Here is a 16,725-nt window from a genome sequence, read left to right as displayed (position 1 = left end):
CACCGTCCACCGCGTCACCCCACACCACGATTCTCAACGAGGAGAAGACAATGACTGTCCGTATTGGCCTCATCGGCGCTGGCGGCATGGGCCGCGCGCACCTCGCCCGCATCCACGACGACCTGTCCGGCGGCGAGATCGTCGCCGTCGCCGACATCAACCTCGACGCCGCGACCTCCGCGGCCGAGCCCTACGGGGCCAAGGCCTACGCCACCTCCGATGAGCTCATCAATGACCCCGACGTCGACGCGGTCCTCATCGCCACCTTCGGCAAGGTCCACGCCCCCGACGTCATCAAGGTCATCGAGGCCGGCAAGTACGTCCTGTGCGAGAAGCCCCTGGCCACCACCGCCGAGGACTGCATCGCCATCATGGAGGCGGAGCAGAAGGCCGGCAAGAAGCTCGTCACCGTCGGCTTCATGCGCCGCTTCGACGCCGCCTACAACGAGATGAAGAAGGTCTTCGAGTCCGGCGAGCACGGCCAGGCCCTCATGGTCCACAACCGCCACCGCAACCCCAGCGTGCCGGAGAACTACACCTCGCGCATGGCGATCGACGACACCGCCATCCACGAGTTCGACACGATGCGCTGGCTGCTGGGCGAGGAGATCGTCAAGGTGCGCGTCGACCGCCCCAAGTCCACCACGCACCGCTTCGACCACCTCATCGACCCGATCGTCGTCGTGGCCTACACCGAGTCCGGGGTGCGCATCGACGACGAGGTCAACGTCAACCTGCAGTGGGCCTACTCCATCGAGTGCGAGCTCGTGCTCGAGACCGCCGCGGTTCGCCTGGGCGACCAGGAGAAGATCCACATCCGCGACTCCCACGGCAACCGCAACGCCATGTGCCAGTCGCATATCGACCGCTTCCAGACCGCCTTCAACCGCGAGGTCCAGGAGTGGATCAACGCGGTCGCCGAGGACCGCCACACCGGATCGACCTCCTGGGACGGGTACGCCGCCACCTGCGTCGTCGACGCCGCGGTGAAGTCCCACGAGGACGGCGGCTCCCCGCTGGTCGACGTCGAGCTCATCGCCAAGCCCGACTTCTACGCCTGAGACCGCACCGCACCACGATCAAGGACAAAGGAGCCCAATATGGTCGATATCGCCCTCGACCCGAACATGTACTACCGGACGATGCCCACGCCGCAGACGCTTTACAAGGCAGCGGAACTGGGCTTCGAGCACGTGGAGCTCTCGCCGAACGCCGACTTCCACTTCTGGCACCACCGCCCGGCCGCCGATGACGCCTTCGTCGCCGAGCTCAACAAGGCCCAGAAGGAGAGCGGCGTCAAGGTCCGCACCCTCAACCCCGTGTTCAACTGGTCCTCCCTCGACGAGCGCGAGCGGGTGGCCCAGGTGTCCAACTGGCGGCGCCTGCTCGAGCTCGCCGACGCCATCGACGTCCGGGAGATCACCTCGGAGTTCTCCGGGGACCGGAACAACGCCAAGGGCAGCGAGGAGCAGTGGTTCCGCTCGATCGAGGAGCTCATCCCGCACTTCGAGAAGTACGGGATCCGCCTCAACCTGGAGCCGCATCCCTACGACTTCATCGAGTTGCACGACGACGCCCTGCGCCTCGTGCGCGCCGTCAACAAGGAATGGCTCGGCTACGAGTTCTGCTGCCCGCACGTCTTCCACCTCTCCGACGGGGCGGGGGACGCCGAGCGCATGATCCGCACCGCCGCTGATGCGGGCAAGCTGCGCGAGGTCCACGTGGCCGACGTGTTCAACCACCGGGCCAATGACGGCAACCGCTACATCATCAACCCTCCCGGTGCTGATGTGACGGTGCACCAGCACAACGAGATGGGCAATGGCGAGGTCCCCTGGGACGCCGTCTTCTCCACGCTGCGCGATGTCGGCTTCGACGGCGTCGTCTCCGTCTGCGTCTTCGGCTGGCACGAGCGGGCCGACGACATCAACCGCGCGATGCTCGAGCGCCTCAAGGCCGAGCTCGGCTGACACCGCGCGCCTCCGACTGGGCCCGGAGCGGCCATCTCATCCCCGCCGCTCCGGGCCCTCCCCTGGCGGTCCCTGCCCTCGGCCCGCCATACTTCATCCCGGCCCCGCACCGGCGCGGGCCAGTCCCGATCAAGGAGAACCATCCATGTCCGATCAGACGAGGTCGGTGGACTACTACACCCCTGACAAGATCTCGGAGCTGGTAGCCACCACCCCAGCCTCCGGGAAGAAGCGCTCCCTGGGCGCGATCGCCATCGTGGCGACCCTGGGCTCCCTGCTCTTCGGCTATGACACCGGCGTCATCTCCGGTGCCCTGCCCTACATGTACCTGCCCACCGATGCCGGGGGCCTGAACATCAACGCCACGGAGGAGGGCCTCGTCGGCGCCATGCTGTGCCTGGGCGCGGCCCTGGGCGCCTGGCTCGGTGGACGCCTGTCCGACAAGTACGGGCGCCGCCACAACATCACCGTCCTGGCCATCGTGTTCCTCGTGGGCGCGCTGGGATGCACCTTCTCCCCGAATATCTGGATCCTCTACGTCTTCCGCGTCGTGCTCGGCTTCGCCGTCGGCGGCGCCTCGGCCACGGTCCCCGTCTTCCTCGGCGAGACCGCGCCCAAGCGCATCCGCGGCACCCTGGTGGCGCTCGACCAGATGATGATCGTCTTCGGGCAGTTCGTCGCCTTCTCCATGAACGCCGCCCTGGCCCAGATGCACGGCGGCCCGGCCGTCCACGTCAACGGCGAGGAGCAGCAGTGGGAGACCGTCAAGAACACCGTCGATCTGGCGATGATCGACGGCGGCAATGGCATCACCTGGCGCTACATGCTCGTCATCGCCTCCCTGCCCGCGATCTTCCTGTGGATCGGCATCCGCCTCATGCCCGAGTCCTCCCGCTGGTACGTGGCGAACCTGCGCATCCCCGAGGCCATCGGCTCCCTCAAGCGGGTGCGCGACGAGGCCAAGGACGGCCCCATCGCCTCCGAGATCGACGAGATGATCGAGGTCCAGCGCCAGGAGGCCGCCCAGGAGAAATGGGGCCTCGCCCAGATCTGGAACGCCAAGTGGACCCGCAAACTGCTGTGGATCGGCATCATCCTGGGCCTTGCGGACCAGTTCACGGGCATCAACACGGCGATGTACTACACGCCCAAGGTCCTGGCGGCCGCAGGCTTCTCCATGACCGACTCGATCTCGCTCAACGTGATCTCCGGCGGCATCTCCTTCATCGGCTCCGCCGTGGGCCTGTGGCTGGTCACCCGCTTCGCCCGCCGGCACGTGGGCATCTACCAGGAGGCCTCGATCGTGGTCTCGCTGACGGCTCTCGCGGCTGTCTTCTTCTTCATGATCGAGCCCTTCCAGGACTCCGAGGGCAACATCAACACCAATGACCCGGGCTTCAGCTCCTTCGCGCCGATCCTCGTGCTCATCATCGTGTGCCTGTTCGTCTTCGCCAAGCAGTCCGGCACGGTGACCTGGGTTCTCGTCTCCGAGATCTTCCCCGCCAAGGTCCGCGGCACCGCGCTCGGCCTGGCGGTGGCAGCCCTGTGGATCGCCAACGGCATCGTCGCCTACATCTTCCCCGTCATGATGGAGTACATCGGCGGGGCGGGCACCTACTTCATCTTCGCCCTCATCAATGTGGGCTCGCTGCTCTTCTACATGAAGGTCGTGCCCGAGACGAAGTACGACTCCCTCGAGGAGCTCGAGATGCGCTTCGAGAAGGAGTACAGCTGATCAACGGCTCATCTCCCATGGGTCCGGGCGCCAGGGTCTCCCTGGCGCCCGGACCGTTGCGCCTGCGGGCCAGCGCGTGGCTCGCCGGTCTCATGCTCGGCGCCGTCGACGGCGTCATCGCCGTCAGCCTGGGAACCCGCGCCGACGGCGTGCCCGCGCTCGTCATCGCCCTCGGACTGGGCATGGCGCTGGGCGCCCTCGCGGCGCGCTGGCCGAGCGACCACCTGGGCCGCAGGCCCGTCAACCTCGGCGCCGGGATGCTCATCGTCCCCGCCTCCCTGGGCGCCGCGCTCCTGCCCGGGACCTGGGCGCTCGCGGGCGCCGCCATCGTGGGGCTGGGCGCCGGCGCCGTCCTGCTCGTCCTCCCGCAGATCGCCCACGAGCTCTCCCTGCGTGGCCACCGCCGCCTCACCCCGCAGGCGCTCGCCCTCATCCCCGCCGGGGCCGCGACGGCGGCGCTCGTGGCCTGGTGGTCACCCCACCCGGTGATGACCGCCTGGCTCCTCGTCCTCGCCATGGGGGCGATCCACATGCTCATGGCGGCCACCCTGCCGGAATCGCCCGTCTGGAACGCCGCCCACGGGCGCCTCGACCGGGCGGTCGTGGCCCTCAAGCAGCTCCACGGCCCCCTCGAGGCCGCCGTCGCCATCGACTGGGTGCGCCTCGACGCCGAGATGCTCGCCGAGCAGCAGCCGCTGAGCGCCGCGGACCTGCGTGTGCCCCAGGTCCGTGGCGCCGTCCTCACCGGTTTCGTGCTCGTGCTCGCGCGAGAGGCCCCGCTTGGCGCCGCTGCGCTGGTGCTGGGGCTGCGCGCGGTGGCCGACGCCGTCGGCGCGCGGACGGCCCCCGCCGCGTGGGCGCTCGCGCTCGTCGCCGGCTGGATCATGGTGTCCGCGCTCGCGCTGCTGCTCGTCACGAGGGTGAACGGGCTGCGCTTCGCCAGGATCATCGCCGGAGTGGCCCTGGCGATCCTCGCGGCCACCGTCCTCGTCGCCAGCGCCACCAGCGCTGCCATCCCGCTGGGGGCGGGGCGGGGCGCGGGAACGGCTCTCGGCCTGCTCGGGCTCGTGGCCGCGCAGTGGATCGGCGTCGAGCCCGCCTGCCGAGGGGCCATCGACCCCAAGGTGCCGCCGTGGCTCGTGGCCGCGCAGCGGCGGGCCACCGCGCTGGGGGAGTCGATCGCGCGATTCCTCACCATCCTCGTCCCGGTCATCGTCGTCGAGGAGCTCGGCGCGCAGGCTGCCGCCTACGCGCTGCTCGCCTTCGAGGCGCTCGTGCTCGCCGTCGTCCTCCTGCGGCTGCCCCGCGCCGTCAGCGGGGGATGAGCCGGCCCTGCCAGGTCGAGGATCGGGCCGTTCGTCCCTCACTAAATGTCAGGACAAATGTGTAGGCTGAGGGCGCATGCCAACGAGGTCGGCCATCGCGCGGCGGGCCTGCCACCACCGAAAGAGGTTTGCACCATGACCAGCAATGACGCAGTCCAGAACCCTGATATCCCCGACACCATGCGCGCGGCCGTCCTGCGCGACACCGCCAAGGGCCTCGAGGTCGAGACCCTGCGCACTCCCCGCCCCAAGGCGGGCGAGGTCCTCATCAAGGTCGCCGCCTGCGGCCTGTGCCACTCCGACCTCCACGTCATCGGGGGCGCCATCGCCTTCCCCCTGCCCGCCGTTCTCGGCCACGAGGTCACCGGCACCATCGTCGAGGTCGGTCCCGGCAACGAGCACACCGGCCTGGCCGTTGGGCAGAACGTGGCCGGCGGCTTCCTCATGCCCTGCGGCCAGTGCGAGGCCTGCGCCGAGGGGCATGACGAGCTGTGCGGCCTCTTCTTCGAGCTCAACCGCCTCAAGGGCGTCCTCTACGACGGGACCACCCGGCTGGCCACCCCCGAGGGGGAGAGCGTCGCCATGTACTCCATGGGAGGCCTGGCCGAGTACGCCGTCGTCCCGGCCACCTCCGTGGCCGTCGTCCCCGACTCGATCGACATGGTCCCCGCCGCCATCCTCGGATGCGCCGCCATGACCGGCTACGGGGCCGTGCGCCGCGGCGCGGACCTGCGCTTCGGCGAGACGGTCGCCGTCGTCGCCACCGGGGGAGTGGGCACGAACATCGTGCAGATCGCCCGCGCCTTCGGCGCCAGCCAGGTCATCGCCATCGACGTCTCCGATGACAAGCTCGCCCCCATGCCCGGCTACGGCGCCACCGCCGTGGTCAACTCCGCGACCCACAACGCCCGCGAGGAGGTCCTCAAGCTCACGGGCGGCAAGGGCGTCGACGTCGCCTTCGAGGCCCTCGGCATCCCCGCCACCTGGACCACCGCCCTCGACGTGCTCGCCGACGGCGGCCGCATGGTGCCGATCGGCCTGGGAGCCGGCGTGCAGACCGCGGGAGTCGAGATCAACCGCACCGTGCGCCGCAGCCAGAAGATCCTCGGCTCCTACGGCGCACGGACCCGCCAGGACCTGCCCGCCGTCGTCGATCTCGCGGCGCGCGGCGTCATCAACTACAAGGACGTCGTCTCCAAGCGCTTCCCCCTTGAGGAGGCCGGGGCCGGCTACGAGGCCCTGCGCAACCGCCAGATCCAGGGGCGCGCCGTCGTCGACATGTCGCTGTGAGGGGCTCCGCCACCCGGGCCCGCTGATCGCGCGGCCCCGCTGTCCCGGCCGTGGCAGGGCTGCCCTGGAGAGAGAGCGGATCCCCCGGCGCTCGCTTGAGCACCGGGGGATCCGGTGGTCTGGGGCTGGCGTCAGCGGGCCAGCAGGTTGACGCCGGCGTAGACGCCCACGACGGCGGTGATGGCGCCCAGGGCGGCGGCGGTGAAGAGGATCGCCGGGATGGCGGTGATCGCGCCGATGGCGGCCATGACGATGATGGCGGCGGAGACGGCGATCATCGCGATCATGAAGGTGAGGCGATCGGCGTCCTTGGCCGCCTGGGTGGCGGCGGGGGTGGTCTGGACCTGGGTGGCGGTCGTGGTGGACTCGGCGGTGCGCTCGAGGGTGGTGGTCATGATGATTCCTTCTGACTGTGCGGTCTGTGCGCCGCGCAGAGACCCTCATCGGCCTTCGGGCCGTGCGTCCCTGCACGGTCCTTGTGCGTCCGGGTTGCCCCGGGTGGGGGATCGCGTCCCCCGCTGATCCACAATCTAGGAGCCTTGCCTACCAAATGTCTAGACAACCGGATGTGACGTCGATCGTGTGATGGGCGCCACCGGCGCTCGGGGCGGCTATCCTTGCCCGGTGACCACCCACCCCACCGCCTCCACCGCCCAGGCGACCGCCCCGACGGCGCAAGGGGCGCCCACGGGCGCCACCGGCCCCGTCCTCGTCGTCGACTTCGGCGCCCAGTACGCCCAGCTCATCGCCCGCCGCGTCCGCGAGGCCTCCGTGTACTCCGAGATCGTGCCGCACACGATGCCCGTGGAGCAGATGCTCGCCAAGAGCCCCGCGGCGATCATCCTGTCCGGTGGGCCGTCGTCGGTCTACGAGGAGGGCGCGCCCAGCATCGATCCCGCCATCTTCGATGCCGGGGTGCCCGTGCTCGGCATCTGCTACGGCTTCCAGACCATGGCGCAGGCGCTCGGCGGGGCAGTGGGGCGCACCGGCACCCGCGAGTACGGGCACACCCCGGCCACCGTAACCCCCGAGTCCTGCCTCTTCGCGGGAACCCCCGCCGAGCAGGCCGTGTGGATGAGCCACGGCGACGCCGTCGAGGCCGCGCCCGCCGGCTTCGCGGTCACCGCCTCCACCTCCGAGACCCCCGTGGCCGCCTTTGAGGACCGGGGCCGCCGTCTCTTCGGGCTCCAGTGGCACCCCGAGGTGCTCCACTCCGAGCACGGCCAGGCCGCCCTGGCCAACTTCCTCCACGTGGGTGCAGGCATCCCCGGCACCTGGACCCCTGACTCGATCATCGACGAGCAGGTCGCCCGCATCCGCGAGCAGGTGGGCGACGCCCACGTCATCTGCGGGTTGAGCGGAGGCGTGGACTCCTCGGTGGCTGCGGCCCTCGTCCACCGAGCCGTGGGGGACCAGCTCACTTGCATCTTCGTGGACCACGGCCTGCTGCGCGCGGGGGAGCGCGCCCAGGTGGAGACCGACTACGCCGAGGGCATGGGCATCCGCGTCATCACCGTGGACGAGTCCGAGCGCTTCCTGACAGCGCTCGCGGGCGTCACCGAGCCCGAGGCCAAGCGCAAGATCATCGGCCGGGAGTTCATCCGCTCCTTCGAGGCGGCCCAGCGCCGCGTCGTCGAGGAGGTGGGCGCAGCGGGCGGTGAGATCCGTTTCCTCGTCCAGGGCACCCTCTACCCCGACGTCGTCGAGTCCGGAGGAGGTGAGGGCGCAGCGAATATCAAGAGCCACCACAATGTGGGCGGCTTGCCCGAGGATCTCGACTTCGAGCTCATCGAGCCGCTGCGCGAGCTGTTCAAGGACGAGGTTCGCGCCATCGGCCGCGAGCTGGGCGTGCCGGAGAAGATCGTGGCCCGCCAGCCCTTCCCCGGGCCCGGCCTGGGCATCCGCGTTATCGGCGAGGTGACGGCTGAGAACCTGCGCATCCTGCGCGCTGCCGACGCGATCGCCCGCGAGGAGCTGAGCGCCGCCGGGCTCGACGCCGAGATCTGGCAGTGCCCCGTGGTGCTGCTGGCCGACGTGCGCTCCGTGGGCGTCCAGGGGGACGGCCGGACCTACGGCCACCCCGTGGTGCTGCGGCCCGTGAGCAGCGAGGACGCCATGACGGCGGACTGGACGCGGCTGCCTTATGATGTCCTCGCCCGCATCTCCACGCGCATCACCAACACCGTCCCTGAGGTCAACCGCGTGGTGCTCGACTGCACCTCCAAGCCCCCGGGCACCATCGAGTGGGAGTGAGGGCCTGAGCCTGCGGGCCCGCCAAGCCAAGAATGGCGAGGTTTGAGGATTGCTTTTCCTGACGCGACGTTAGATCGTCCGTCATCGCAGGTCAGAAGCCTGCGACGATTCGCGCGCCGGGGGTGTCGGCCCTCAGTGGCCCGAGCAATCCTCAAACCTCGCCATTTCTCCGTGTGCGCGCTGCCGCGCTGGTGGATCAGCGGCGCATCTCGAAGCTGTCTCGCTCCGATTGCATTACGCGCATTCTGGTGAGGTGTGCGCTGGGGAAGGGGCGAGAATTTCAGCGCGTTCACCCCCGAGAATGAACATAGGAGTTCCCATGTCCTACGCGCCCCAATACCCCGTGCCCGCTCCAGTGGGGCCGCCCCGTCGGAACATCCTTGGTCTTGTGGCGATGATCCTGGCGATCATCGGTTTCATCTTCGCCTGCATCCCGGGCGCGCTCATCATCGGATGGGTGCTGCTCCCGGTGTCGTTCATCCTCGGGCTGGTGGCGCTCTTCCGGAAGGGGGAGACCCACTGGCAGGCCATCACCGCCGTTGTACTCGCCGTGGTCGGGACGATCGTCGGAGTGATCGTCTTCATCGTGGCCGTGGGCGATGCGCTTGACGAGGCGCTCTCCACTACCACGTCTGCGGCGGCCTCCAGCACGGCTGGCGCGACCGCTGAGGCGGGAAGCGGGCAGACCGCCTCGACCGCCGCTGGGACCAGCCGGGAGAACCCGCTCCCGATCGGCTCGGAAATCTCCTCCAAGGACTGGAAGATCGTCGTCAATTCCGTGACGCTGCACGCGAATGACCAGGTCGCCGCGGCTAATGAGTTCAACAGCCCGCCCGCGGACGGGAATGAGTACATCCTCGTCAACTACACCGTGACCTACACCGGCAATGACCCCAGCGGATCGATGCCTTTCGAGAGCGTTGAGTACGTCACGCCTGGTGGTGTCACGATCGACAGCACGAGCACGATCGCCGTTCCCCCGGAGCCCATCGACACGCTGACCACGCTGTACAACGGCGGCTCGGTCACGGGGAACACCGTTCTCGAGGTCGCCTCGGACGGCGTCGAGAATGGGGTCCTCTCGGTCCAGCCGGGCCTCCTCGCGGATAAGATGTTCGTGAGCGTCAAGTAAGAGGTTGCGCCGGTAGGTGGGGTGTGGCGTTGCGCGGTGGCGGGCATGAGGGCCTGTAGAAGGTGAGGTGTCGAGTCTCGGTTCTTGGTGCAGGAGGTCTCCTCATGCCCGCTGTCCCATCCTCCATCCTCGAATCGCTGTGGGTCCAGTTCGCCGCGCTGCTGCCCGAGCGGCCCGATCACCATCCCCTGGGCTGCCACCGGCCCCGGATCCCGGATCGATTCGTGTTCGACGAGCTCGTCCAGGTACTCGTGCTGGGCGCCGCCTACAACAAGATCGCCGATGCCACCTGCTCGGCCACCACCATGCGCCGTCGCCGCGATGAGTGGATCACCGCTGGCGTCTTCACCCGCCTGGAGGACCTATGCCTTGAGGCCTACGACCAGATCGTCGGCCTCAAGCTCGACAACATCATTGTCGACGGGTGCATCGTCAAAGCCCCTTGCGGGGGCCAGGCCGCCGGAAAGTCCCCGGTGGACCGCTCCAAGCAGGGCACGAAGCGCTCGCTGATGGCCGGGCGCCTCCGGTATCCCGATCGGGTGCCAGGTCGCGGGCGCCAACCGCCACGACTCGCCACTGCTGGCTCCCACACTGGCCAGGCTGGGGCGGTTCGGGTTCGACCTGCCCGAGCGCATCACCGTGCACCTCGATGCCGGCTACGACTCGGGCAAGACCCGGGACCTGCTCGAGCTGCTGGGCTGCGACTGGGGCATCAGCACCAAGGGCGAACCGCTCCAAGCCGGAGCAAGATGGGTGGTCGAGCGCACGAACTCATGGCACAACCGAGGCTTCAAGAAGCTCCTCATCTGCACCGAGAGACGAACCATCGTCATCGAGGCGTTCATCGCGCTGGCCAACGCCATCATCATCACCCGCAGGCTCATCGGCGAAACCTGGACACGCTACCGCTGGGAGACCCGACCAAACCGGAAACCCTGACCTACCGGCGCAACCTCTTAGATGTGCAGGATCGCCTCAGCGTACAGGACGGTGCGGCCCGCGAGGGTGACGCGGTCGCCGCGCACGGCGCAGAAGAGTTCACCGTCACGCGCTGAGGCCTGCCAGCAGGCGAGCCGGTCCTTGCCGAGCGCCCGCGCCCAGTATGGGGCGATGTGGCAGTGCCCCGAGCCGCACACGGGATCCTCGTCGACGGCGAGCTTGGGGGCGAAACTGCGCGAGACGCAGTCGTAGTCGCTGGCGGGAGCGGTGACAGCGGTGACATGGCACAGCAGGCCCGGCAGATCGGCGACGGCGTCCATATCCGGGGTGAGCCGGCGCACCTGTTCCTCAGAGCCCATGACACACAGGAGGTCACGGCCCATCCAGGCCTGGAGCGGTCGGGCGCCGAGCGCCGCAGTCATCGCCGCAGTGACCTCCACCGGGGTGAGGCTATAGGCAGGGAAATCCATCTCCAGGAGGCCGTCCCCCGCATCGGCGGCGGCGAGTTCTCCGGAGAGCGTGTCGAAGGCGAGCCGCTCGGCGCCGGGGGAGTAGAAGCGCCCGATGACGGCGGCGGTGGCGAGCGTCGCGTGCCCGCAGAGGTCGATCTCACCGCCCGGTGTGAACCAGCGCAGATGGTAGCGGCCAGCCCCACCGACCGCGAACGCAGTCTCGGAGAGCCGATTCTCGACGGCGATGCGCGCCATGAGAGCGTCATCGATCCACTCCTCCATCACGCAGACAGCGGCTGGGTTGCCCGCGAAAGAGCGGTCGGTGAAGGCATTCACCGTGTACCGCCTGAGGTTGGCCATTTACTTCCCTTGCGTGGGTTGACTCAGTAGTGGCGCCGGGAGGGTGGAGGCTTACAAGATCCTGGCCACGTGGTATATGCGCGGGTTAGGATCATGGTGCCATGACCGGGCGGTCGCTTGGTTGGGCGTATCATCCGCTGGGCTTGAACGAAGGAGTTCCCATGTCTGACGCACCCCAGGGCCCTGAGGCGCTAGAGGGGCTCACGCGCGATGAAGGGCAGTCCGGGCCTCCACCCTTACAGCCTGACCAGGACAATGTGCTCGGCAGGGCGGCCAGGTTCGCGGCGATCTTTGGGATTTTCCTTATTCCTGTTGGCGGCATTGGGAGCATTGAGGCTTATTCATAGGGGTGTTTAGGGTGTTTTGTTGGTAATAGCGTGTCGCTAAGCAGGGTGGCGGCTTGCTCTTGAGAGAATCTTTGGTGCTTAAGCCAATCCAACCAAGAAGCAAACCGCCATGACGAATAGTAGCACGAGAATCCCTCGGTGTGAGGTTATGGGCCTGTGCGAGGCCATTTTCGCCGAGAACCCCGATCTGCCGGTCTTCGGGGCGAGGGCGCTGGGGCTGTTCGTGTGCGTGCGCCTGACCCTGATCCTGGCTGCGGCACAGCCTGCCCCAGGAGCTGCTCGCCGAGCTCTACGGCGTGTCCCAGGCCACCGTCTTTCGCGTCATCAGCGCCTGCACGCCCCTGATTGCCGCATGCCTGAACGGCAGTGCTCCAACGGTGGAGGACCTGGATGCCACGGCCCAGCTGATCATCGACGGCGCCCTGCTTCAGTGCTGGTCCTGGAAGGACCACTGCGAGCTGTGCTCCGGTGAGCACAAGACCACGGGGCTGAGCGTCCAGGTGGCCTGCGCCCTGTCAGGGACCCTGGCCTGGGTGTCCGACCCCCAGGACGGATGCGCGCACGACGCTCAGGCCCTGCGCCGCAGCGGCCTGCTCGACGTCCCCGCCACCGACCTGCCCGACGGGGCGTCACCACCCAGGCGTATTGGCGACAAGGGGCGCATCGGACTGGGCATGATCACCCCGAGAAGAGAACCCGCGAGACTTCCCCTCCACCCAGACGACAAGGCCTGCAACCGGGCCGTCAACCAGATCCGCCACAAGATCGAACGAGTCATCGCCAACATCAAGGCCTGGAGAGTCCTGCGCACCGGCTGCAGAAGACCACCGGAAACCTTCCCGGAAACCATCACCGCAGTCCTCGGACTCATATTCACCTACACCCTATGAATAAGCCTCAATGACTTCGATACTCGGAGCCTGAGCCCAGATCCTATTGGTTACGGGTGGGTCCAGCAGGGGGAGAGCATCTCAGGCAATACGGCTCTCCTGGTGCCGTCAAAGCAGGTTGATGAAGGGGTGCTGGAGATTGATTCCGGCGGTCTCTGCTCGAAGAGGGTGTTCGTGAAGATCTCGTAGGCTCTCGGCCTCCCCGCCGACGCCGGAGTATTCGCCCGGGACGGTGTGATAGACGGCCTCATCGTGGTCGAGGGCCGCGCCCCTGGGGCAGGGTTCGCTACTGTGCGGGAAGGCGCTCCGACCGCGCACCCCTCCGTCGCTGAGCAAGGAAGAACCATGACCCGAGTCCTCATCGTCGCTGGCCACACCGGCCAGGGCGGCTCCGTCGCCAACGCCACCATCTCAGGCGAGCTCGAGGCCCGCCTGCCGGGCGCCGTCGTCGATCCGCTGGCCGACCTCTACGGCGCCGACTTCCAGATCGATGTTCCCGCCGAGCAGGCCAAGCTCGAGGCGGCCGACGTCGTCGTCCTCCAATTCCCCATCTTCTGGTACTCCATGCCCTCACTCCTGCAGCGCTGGATGGAGCAGGTCTTCGTCCACGGCTGGAGCCACGGCTCCACCGGCAACCACCTGTGCGGCAAGAAGGTCATCCTTTCGCTCACCACCGGCGCACCGGCGGCCCTCTACGCCCACGACGGCGCCATGGGGCATACCATCGCCGAGCTGTGCGCCCCGATCGACGCCACCTGCCGCCTCACCGGCATGGAGATCGCCGGCACCATCTGGACCGACGGCGTCTCCTACCAGTCCCGCACAGACTCGGCGTCGTTCGCGGCCATCAAGGAGCGCGCCGCCGAGCATGCCGAGCGCGTCGTGGCCCTCATCGAAGGTCTCTGAGGCGCGGGCCTACGCCCGCGGCCCACGGGCCCGCAGCGCCGGCCCCGCCGCGGCATCAGGCCTCTGGGATCGAGAAGCTCATCCGGTCAGGGTCCATCGTCTCCGGGTCGGGGCCGCTGCGTGTGCCCAGGTCGAGGGCGTCGATCCGCGCCAGCTGCTCCGCGCTCAACTCGAAATCGAGGATGTCGATGTTCTCAGCGATGCGCCGCGGGTTGACCGACTTCGGGATCGCCGAGCGGCCCTGCTGGAGGTGCCAGCGCAGCATGACCTGCGCGGGGCTCTTGCCCACCTCTGCCGCGAGGCCCTTGAGGACGGCGTCGTCCATGACGGAGCGGCTCCCATCGCTCCATCCCGGATAGAACGTGATCCCACCGATGGGTGACCACGCCTGGGTGAGGATCGAGTGCTCCTCGTGGAAGCGGCGCAGTGGGACCTGGGTGAAGTAGGGGTGGAGCTCGACCTGGTTGAGCGCCGGAACCACCTCGGTGGCCTCCATCAAGCGGGCGAGGTGCTGCTCGGAGAAGTTCGAGACGCCGATAGCGCGCACGCGCCCATCCTCGTAGAGACGCTCCAAGGCGCGGTAGGCGGCGATCGTGCGATCGAAGTGCAACGGGATCGGCTGATGGAGGATGAGGATATCGATCGTCTCCAGGCCGAGCTTGCCGGACGCCTTGTCGAAGGCATGAAGCGTCTCGTCGTAGCCGTAGTCGGAGGCCCAGACCTTCGTCTCGACGACGACCTCCTCGCGGGCCAGGCCCGACTCGCGCAGGGCCTGACCGACCTGCCGCTCATTGCCGTAGGCGGCGGCGGTGTCGACGTGGCGGTAGCCCGACTCCAGGGCGGCGCGCACCGCGGTGACGGTTTCCTCGGGCGAGGACTGGAAGACGCCCAACCCGATTGCTGGCAGCTCGACTCCGTTGTTGAGGGTGAGGATCGGTGTGCTCATACGGCGAGGCTAGAGAGCGCGCGGACGATGAAACAGGTCCTGGGAGTGCCACCCTCGGCGAGGCTGGCGGCGGCGCGGCCTGGTCCCGCCCCCGCGGTGTTAGAGGCCGGGATGGACACGAGTTAGTCACGTTGGTCTTGACCATATTGAGTCGAAATGGGATCATCGCGGTATGGCGAAGCAGTACAACGTGGCTGAGGCCAAGGCCCATCTCTCCGACCTTCTGACACGGGTGGAGAGCGGCGAGGAAGTCATGATCGCGCGCGCGGGCCGGCCAGTCGCACGGGTCATCGCCATGGAGGAGCCGAGCCGCAGAGTCTTCCCCGCCTACCCCGAGTACGACATTCCCGACGAGATCCTTGACGCCCCGCTGCCCGAGAGCGAACTGGCCCTGTGGGAGTAGATGGTGAACATCCTTCTCGATACCAACGTGGTCGCTCGGCTGCTGGGCACCGCGGGTCGCCGGATCGCTCCTGGTGCTCTGGACATCCTCTCCCAGCCACGGCACCGCCTCTGGGTCTCGAGTGTGAGCGCGTACGAACTCATCAACAAGGTCCGCCTTGGAAAATGGCCCCAGGCGGAGATGATCGCCTTGGAATGGGCGGATAGGCTCGCCGACCTTGATGCCCAGCCGCTTGCCCTCGATATGCAAGACATGATCGCCGCGGCATCCCTCATATGGGATCACCGGGACCCCTTCGATCGGATGCTCGCGGCGCAGGTTATTCGCCGCGGTTGGGCGCTCGCGAGCGCCGATCACATCTTCAAGGAGCTCGCGGGAGTCAACCTCGTCGCCTGCTAACCCGCGACAGACGATGTGGGGCCAACCCTCGCGGCTCGTCATGGTGCGGCCGCGTTTGGAGCCGCACGCGCCATCGTCGGGCTGTGAGCGTGGCCGTCGGGAACGAACGGGGGCGTGCTGCGGGGCTGGCTGCACGCTCAGGCGGGGTGGGCCACCATTTTTCGTTGATATTGCGGCGGGAGGAAGAAGATCGAGGTGCTCCCATGTGCGCGGCGAGGCATTTCGCACATACGAGGAGATTCACCCAGAAGAGCCGGATGACCTGCGCTTTCGCGACTCGTGACCGGAGAGCGGATAACCCTCCCCATGAGGAAAGCGCCGCACGGCCCTGGGTTCGCTCTATGCTAAGGGGAGGCGTTCATGGCGTCCCTGTGAAAAACCGCATTCATGACGCCATCGCAGTGCAGGAGGTTACGACATGACTGGTGCTCTCGTTCTGCCCCTCATCAACGCGCTTCCCTTCATATTGTGGTCGATTGTCAATCCCAGGGGTATGTGGCAGGCGACGGAGTCCTGGAAGTACAAAGACCCTGAAGCCAATGAGCCCTCTGAAACCTCCTATGCATTGTCGCGAGCCGTTGGTGTGATCCTCCTTGTCTTGCTTCTGGTGGCGGTTGTGGCCTTCGTCTGGGGGTGAGGGTCTGACCATGAGAATCGCCGGAGTGGGGCCGATTCCTCCCGCGCCGCTCCAACCTTCAACGATCCTTTCGCTCCGAGTACGAGCAATGACGGCTACTCCGAGACCCCTGCCGCAGGTCCCGTCGTCGATCCGTTCCCGTCGGCAGTGGGCAGCCCGATCGACTCGGGCGCGCCGGTCACGCTCTTCACACCGGTGCTCTCCGATACCCAGGCCACGCCGGGCTCCTCCGACTCCTCTGGGAGGATCGGCGTCGACCCGATCTTACCCATGGATGCCCGGGGACCATCCCGCCGCTTTCGCCGGGGCCAATGTCATCGACTCCAAGGTGGCGCTTGGCGCGCTGGACGCCGGCCAGGCGACGACCGCTGGCGGGGGAGAGGGCGCTATTGGTGATGGGCCCGCGATCATCGTCCGACTAGCACGGCCGCTGTGCGCCATCACCGCTGTCCGCGTCAGCGAGGGCAACACCGGAATGAGCATCGAGGTCGTCGGGCTGAGCGATCCATCCCGGTGCGGCGCGGCCACCGAGGGTGCCTACGTGGCCGTAGCCCGAGCGTGTGACGCTGGCGGCGCATATCCGCCCGACGGCGCTCCGATGGGGCAGCGCTTACGATCCGCCGCGATCCAGGCCCTGGTGGGGCCTGGCTGGGAAGGAGGGCACGGAGGAGGATGGCGCCACGAGCGCGACCCGAGCGCGACCTGAGCGGGTCAGCACGGGTCAGCGCAGCAAGAGCCGCG

The 16,725-nt window shown here is 67.9% G+C and carries 16 protein-coding genes and 1 pseudogene; 14 read left to right on the top strand and 3 right to left on the bottom strand.

Annotated features, from left to right (window positions below):
• The first annotated feature begins 50 nt into the window (after positions 1-50).
• The 5 genes from A1QA_RS0101835 to A1QA_RS0101815 all read left to right on the top strand — a co-directional run bounded on the left by A1QA_RS0101835 (position 51) and on the right by A1QA_RS0101815 (position 6,320).
• Positions 51-1,061 carry a Gfo/Idh/MocA family protein gene (locus A1QA_RS0101835; RefSeq protein ID WP_017177234.1) on the top strand — a complete coding sequence of 337 codons (1,011 nt, stop codon included), beginning with the start codon at positions 51-53 and terminating at the stop codon, positions 1,059-1,061.
• A gap of 39 nt (positions 1,062-1,100) precedes the next feature.
• Positions 1,101-1,970 carry a sugar phosphate isomerase/epimerase family protein gene (locus A1QA_RS0101830; RefSeq protein ID WP_017177233.1) on the top strand — a complete coding sequence of 290 codons (870 nt, stop codon included), beginning with the start codon at positions 1,101-1,103 and terminating at the stop codon, positions 1,968-1,970.
• A 145-nt stretch (positions 1,971-2,115) separates the two neighbouring features.
• A complete protein-coding gene (locus A1QA_RS0101825) occupies positions 2,116-3,705 on the top strand; it encodes a sugar porter family MFS transporter (RefSeq protein ID WP_017177232.1) in 1,590 nt (529 codons plus the stop codon).
• A 17-nt stretch (positions 3,706-3,722) separates the two neighbouring features.
• The gene (locus A1QA_RS0101820; RefSeq protein WP_017177231.1) at positions 3,723-5,030 is read left to right on the top strand and encodes an MFS transporter; all 1,308 of its coding nucleotides are present in this window, start codon (positions 3,723-3,725) and stop codon (positions 5,028-5,030) included.
• A gap of 135 nt (positions 5,031-5,165) precedes the next feature.
• Positions 5,166-6,320 (top strand): zinc-binding dehydrogenase, encoded by a 1,155-nt coding sequence (locus A1QA_RS0101815; protein ID WP_017177230.1) that lies wholly within the window; start codon positions 5,166-5,168, stop codon positions 6,318-6,320.
• 131 nt (positions 6,321-6,451) lie between these two features.
• On the opposite strand, the gene A1QA_RS0101810 is transcribed toward A1QA_RS0101815, so the two are convergent.
• Positions 6,452-6,715, bottom strand: a complete 264-nt coding sequence (locus A1QA_RS0101810) for a hypothetical protein (protein WP_017177229.1) — start codon at positions 6,713-6,715, stop codon at positions 6,452-6,454.
• 229 nt (positions 6,716-6,944) lie between these two features.
• On the opposite strand from A1QA_RS0101810, the gene guaA reads away from it, so the two are divergent.
• From guaA to A1QA_RS13075, 3 genes and pseudogenes are all read left to right on the top strand, one after another.
• Positions 6,945-8,573 carry a glutamine-hydrolyzing GMP synthase gene (gene guaA / locus A1QA_RS0101805; protein WP_017177228.1) on the top strand — a complete coding sequence of 543 codons (1,629 nt, stop codon included), beginning with the start codon at positions 6,945-6,947 and terminating at the stop codon, positions 8,571-8,573.
• 319 nt (positions 8,574-8,892) lie between these two features.
• On the top strand, positions 8,893-9,705 hold the full coding sequence (locus A1QA_RS0101800; protein ID WP_244266049.1) for a DUF4352 domain-containing protein: 813 nt from the start codon (positions 8,893-8,895) through the stop codon (positions 9,703-9,705).
• A 104-nt stretch (positions 9,706-9,809) separates the two neighbouring features.
• Positions 9,810-10,644: pseudogene (locus tag A1QA_RS13075) on the top strand (IS5 family transposase).
• Positions 10,645-10,661: 17 nt separating this feature from the next.
• Here the strand turns inward: A1QA_RS13075 and A1QA_RS0101790 are convergent.
• Positions 10,662-11,456, bottom strand: coding sequence for a PhzF family phenazine biosynthesis protein (locus A1QA_RS0101790; protein WP_017177225.1), 795 nt, complete (start codon positions 11,454-11,456; stop codon positions 10,662-10,664).
• Between the two features lie 643 nt (positions 11,457-12,099).
• Here A1QA_RS0101790 and A1QA_RS0101780 point away from each other — a divergent pair.
• Together A1QA_RS0101780 and A1QA_RS0101775 are read left to right on the top strand one after the other, a co-directional pair.
• Positions 12,100-12,693, top strand: coding sequence for a transposase family protein (locus tag A1QA_RS0101780; protein ID WP_017177223.1), 594 nt, complete (start codon positions 12,100-12,102; stop codon positions 12,691-12,693).
• 345 nt (positions 12,694-13,038) lie between these two features.
• Positions 13,039-13,599 carry an NAD(P)H-dependent oxidoreductase gene (locus A1QA_RS0101775; RefSeq protein WP_017177222.1) on the top strand — a complete coding sequence of 187 codons (561 nt, stop codon included), beginning with the start codon at positions 13,039-13,041 and terminating at the stop codon, positions 13,597-13,599.
• Between the two features lie 55 nt (positions 13,600-13,654).
• Here A1QA_RS0101775 and A1QA_RS0101770 read toward each other — a convergent pair whose 3' ends face one another.
• Positions 13,655-14,545: an aldo/keto reductase gene (locus tag A1QA_RS0101770; RefSeq protein ID WP_017177221.1), complete on the bottom strand. Its 891-nt coding sequence runs from the start codon at positions 14,543-14,545 to the stop codon at positions 13,655-13,657.
• A 172-nt stretch (positions 14,546-14,717) separates the two neighbouring features.
• Here A1QA_RS0101770 and A1QA_RS0101765 point away from each other — a divergent pair, with 172 nt between their 5' ends.
• From A1QA_RS0101765 to A1QA_RS14825, 4 genes are all read left to right on the top strand, one after another.
• On the top strand, positions 14,718-14,948 hold the full coding sequence (locus A1QA_RS0101765; protein WP_017177220.1) for a type II toxin-antitoxin system Phd/YefM family antitoxin: 231 nt from the start codon (positions 14,718-14,720) through the stop codon (positions 14,946-14,948).
• A complete protein-coding gene (locus A1QA_RS0101760; protein WP_017177219.1) occupies positions 14,949-15,347 on the top strand; it encodes a type II toxin-antitoxin system VapC family toxin in 399 nt (132 codons plus the stop codon).
• A 418-nt stretch (positions 15,348-15,765) separates the two neighbouring features.
• Positions 15,766-15,984 carry a DUF6199 family natural product biosynthesis protein gene (locus tag A1QA_RS13070; RefSeq protein WP_017177218.1) on the top strand — a complete coding sequence of 73 codons (219 nt, stop codon included), beginning with the start codon at positions 15,766-15,768 and terminating at the stop codon, positions 15,982-15,984.
• A 274-nt stretch (positions 15,985-16,258) separates the two neighbouring features.
• Positions 16,259-16,690, top strand: coding sequence for a hypothetical protein (locus A1QA_RS14825; protein ID WP_017177217.1), 432 nt, complete (start codon positions 16,259-16,261; stop codon positions 16,688-16,690).
• The last annotated feature ends 35 nt before the right edge of the window (positions 16,691-16,725 follow it).

The sequence above is a fragment of the Actinomyces timonensis DSM 23838 genome (assembly GCF_000295095.1).
Classification (GTDB): domain Bacteria; phylum Actinomycetota; class Actinomycetes; order Actinomycetales; family Actinomycetaceae; genus Actinomyces; species Actinomyces timonensis.
This window is presented reverse-complemented; position numbering and strand designations above follow the sequence as displayed.

Coding starts and splice junctions, on each gene's coding strand:
- A1QA_RS0101835 (WP_017177234.1), top strand. CDS start 51: ATGACTGTCCGTATTGGCCTCATCGGCGCTGGCGGCATGGGCCGCGCG.
- A1QA_RS0101830 (WP_017177233.1), top strand. CDS start 1,101: ATGGTCGATATCGCCCTCGACCCGAACATGTACTACCGGACGATGCCC.
- A1QA_RS0101825 (WP_017177232.1), top strand. CDS start 2,116: ATGTCCGATCAGACGAGGTCGGTGGACTACTACACCCCTGACAAGATC.
- A1QA_RS0101820 (WP_017177231.1), top strand. CDS start 3,723: ATGGGTCCGGGCGCCAGGGTCTCCCTGGCGCCCGGACCGTTGCGCCTG.
- A1QA_RS0101815 (WP_017177230.1), top strand. CDS start 5,166: ATGACCAGCAATGACGCAGTCCAGAACCCTGATATCCCCGACACCATG.
- A1QA_RS0101810 (WP_017177229.1), bottom strand. CDS start 6,715: ATGACCACCACCCTCGAGCGCACCGCCGAGTCCACCACGACCGCCACC.
- A1QA_RS0101800 (WP_244266049.1), top strand. CDS start 8,893: ATGTCCTACGCGCCCCAATACCCCGTGCCCGCTCCAGTGGGGCCGCCC.
- A1QA_RS0101790 (WP_017177225.1), bottom strand. CDS start 11,456: ATGGCCAACCTCAGGCGGTACACGGTGAATGCCTTCACCGACCGCTCT.
- A1QA_RS0101775 (WP_017177222.1), top strand. CDS start 13,039: ATGACCCGAGTCCTCATCGTCGCTGGCCACACCGGCCAGGGCGGCTCC.
- A1QA_RS0101770 (WP_017177221.1), bottom strand. CDS start 14,545: ATGAGCACACCGATCCTCACCCTCAACAACGGAGTCGAGCTGCCAGCA.
- A1QA_RS0101765 (WP_017177220.1), top strand. CDS start 14,718: ATGGCGAAGCAGTACAACGTGGCTGAGGCCAAGGCCCATCTCTCCGAC.
- A1QA_RS0101760 (WP_017177219.1), top strand. CDS start 14,949: ATGGTGAACATCCTTCTCGATACCAACGTGGTCGCTCGGCTGCTGGGC.
- A1QA_RS13070 (WP_017177218.1), top strand. CDS start 15,766: ATGACTGGTGCTCTCGTTCTGCCCCTCATCAACGCGCTTCCCTTCATA.
- A1QA_RS14825 (WP_017177217.1), top strand. CDS start 16,259: ATGCCCGGGGACCATCCCGCCGCTTTCGCCGGGGCCAATGTCATCGAC.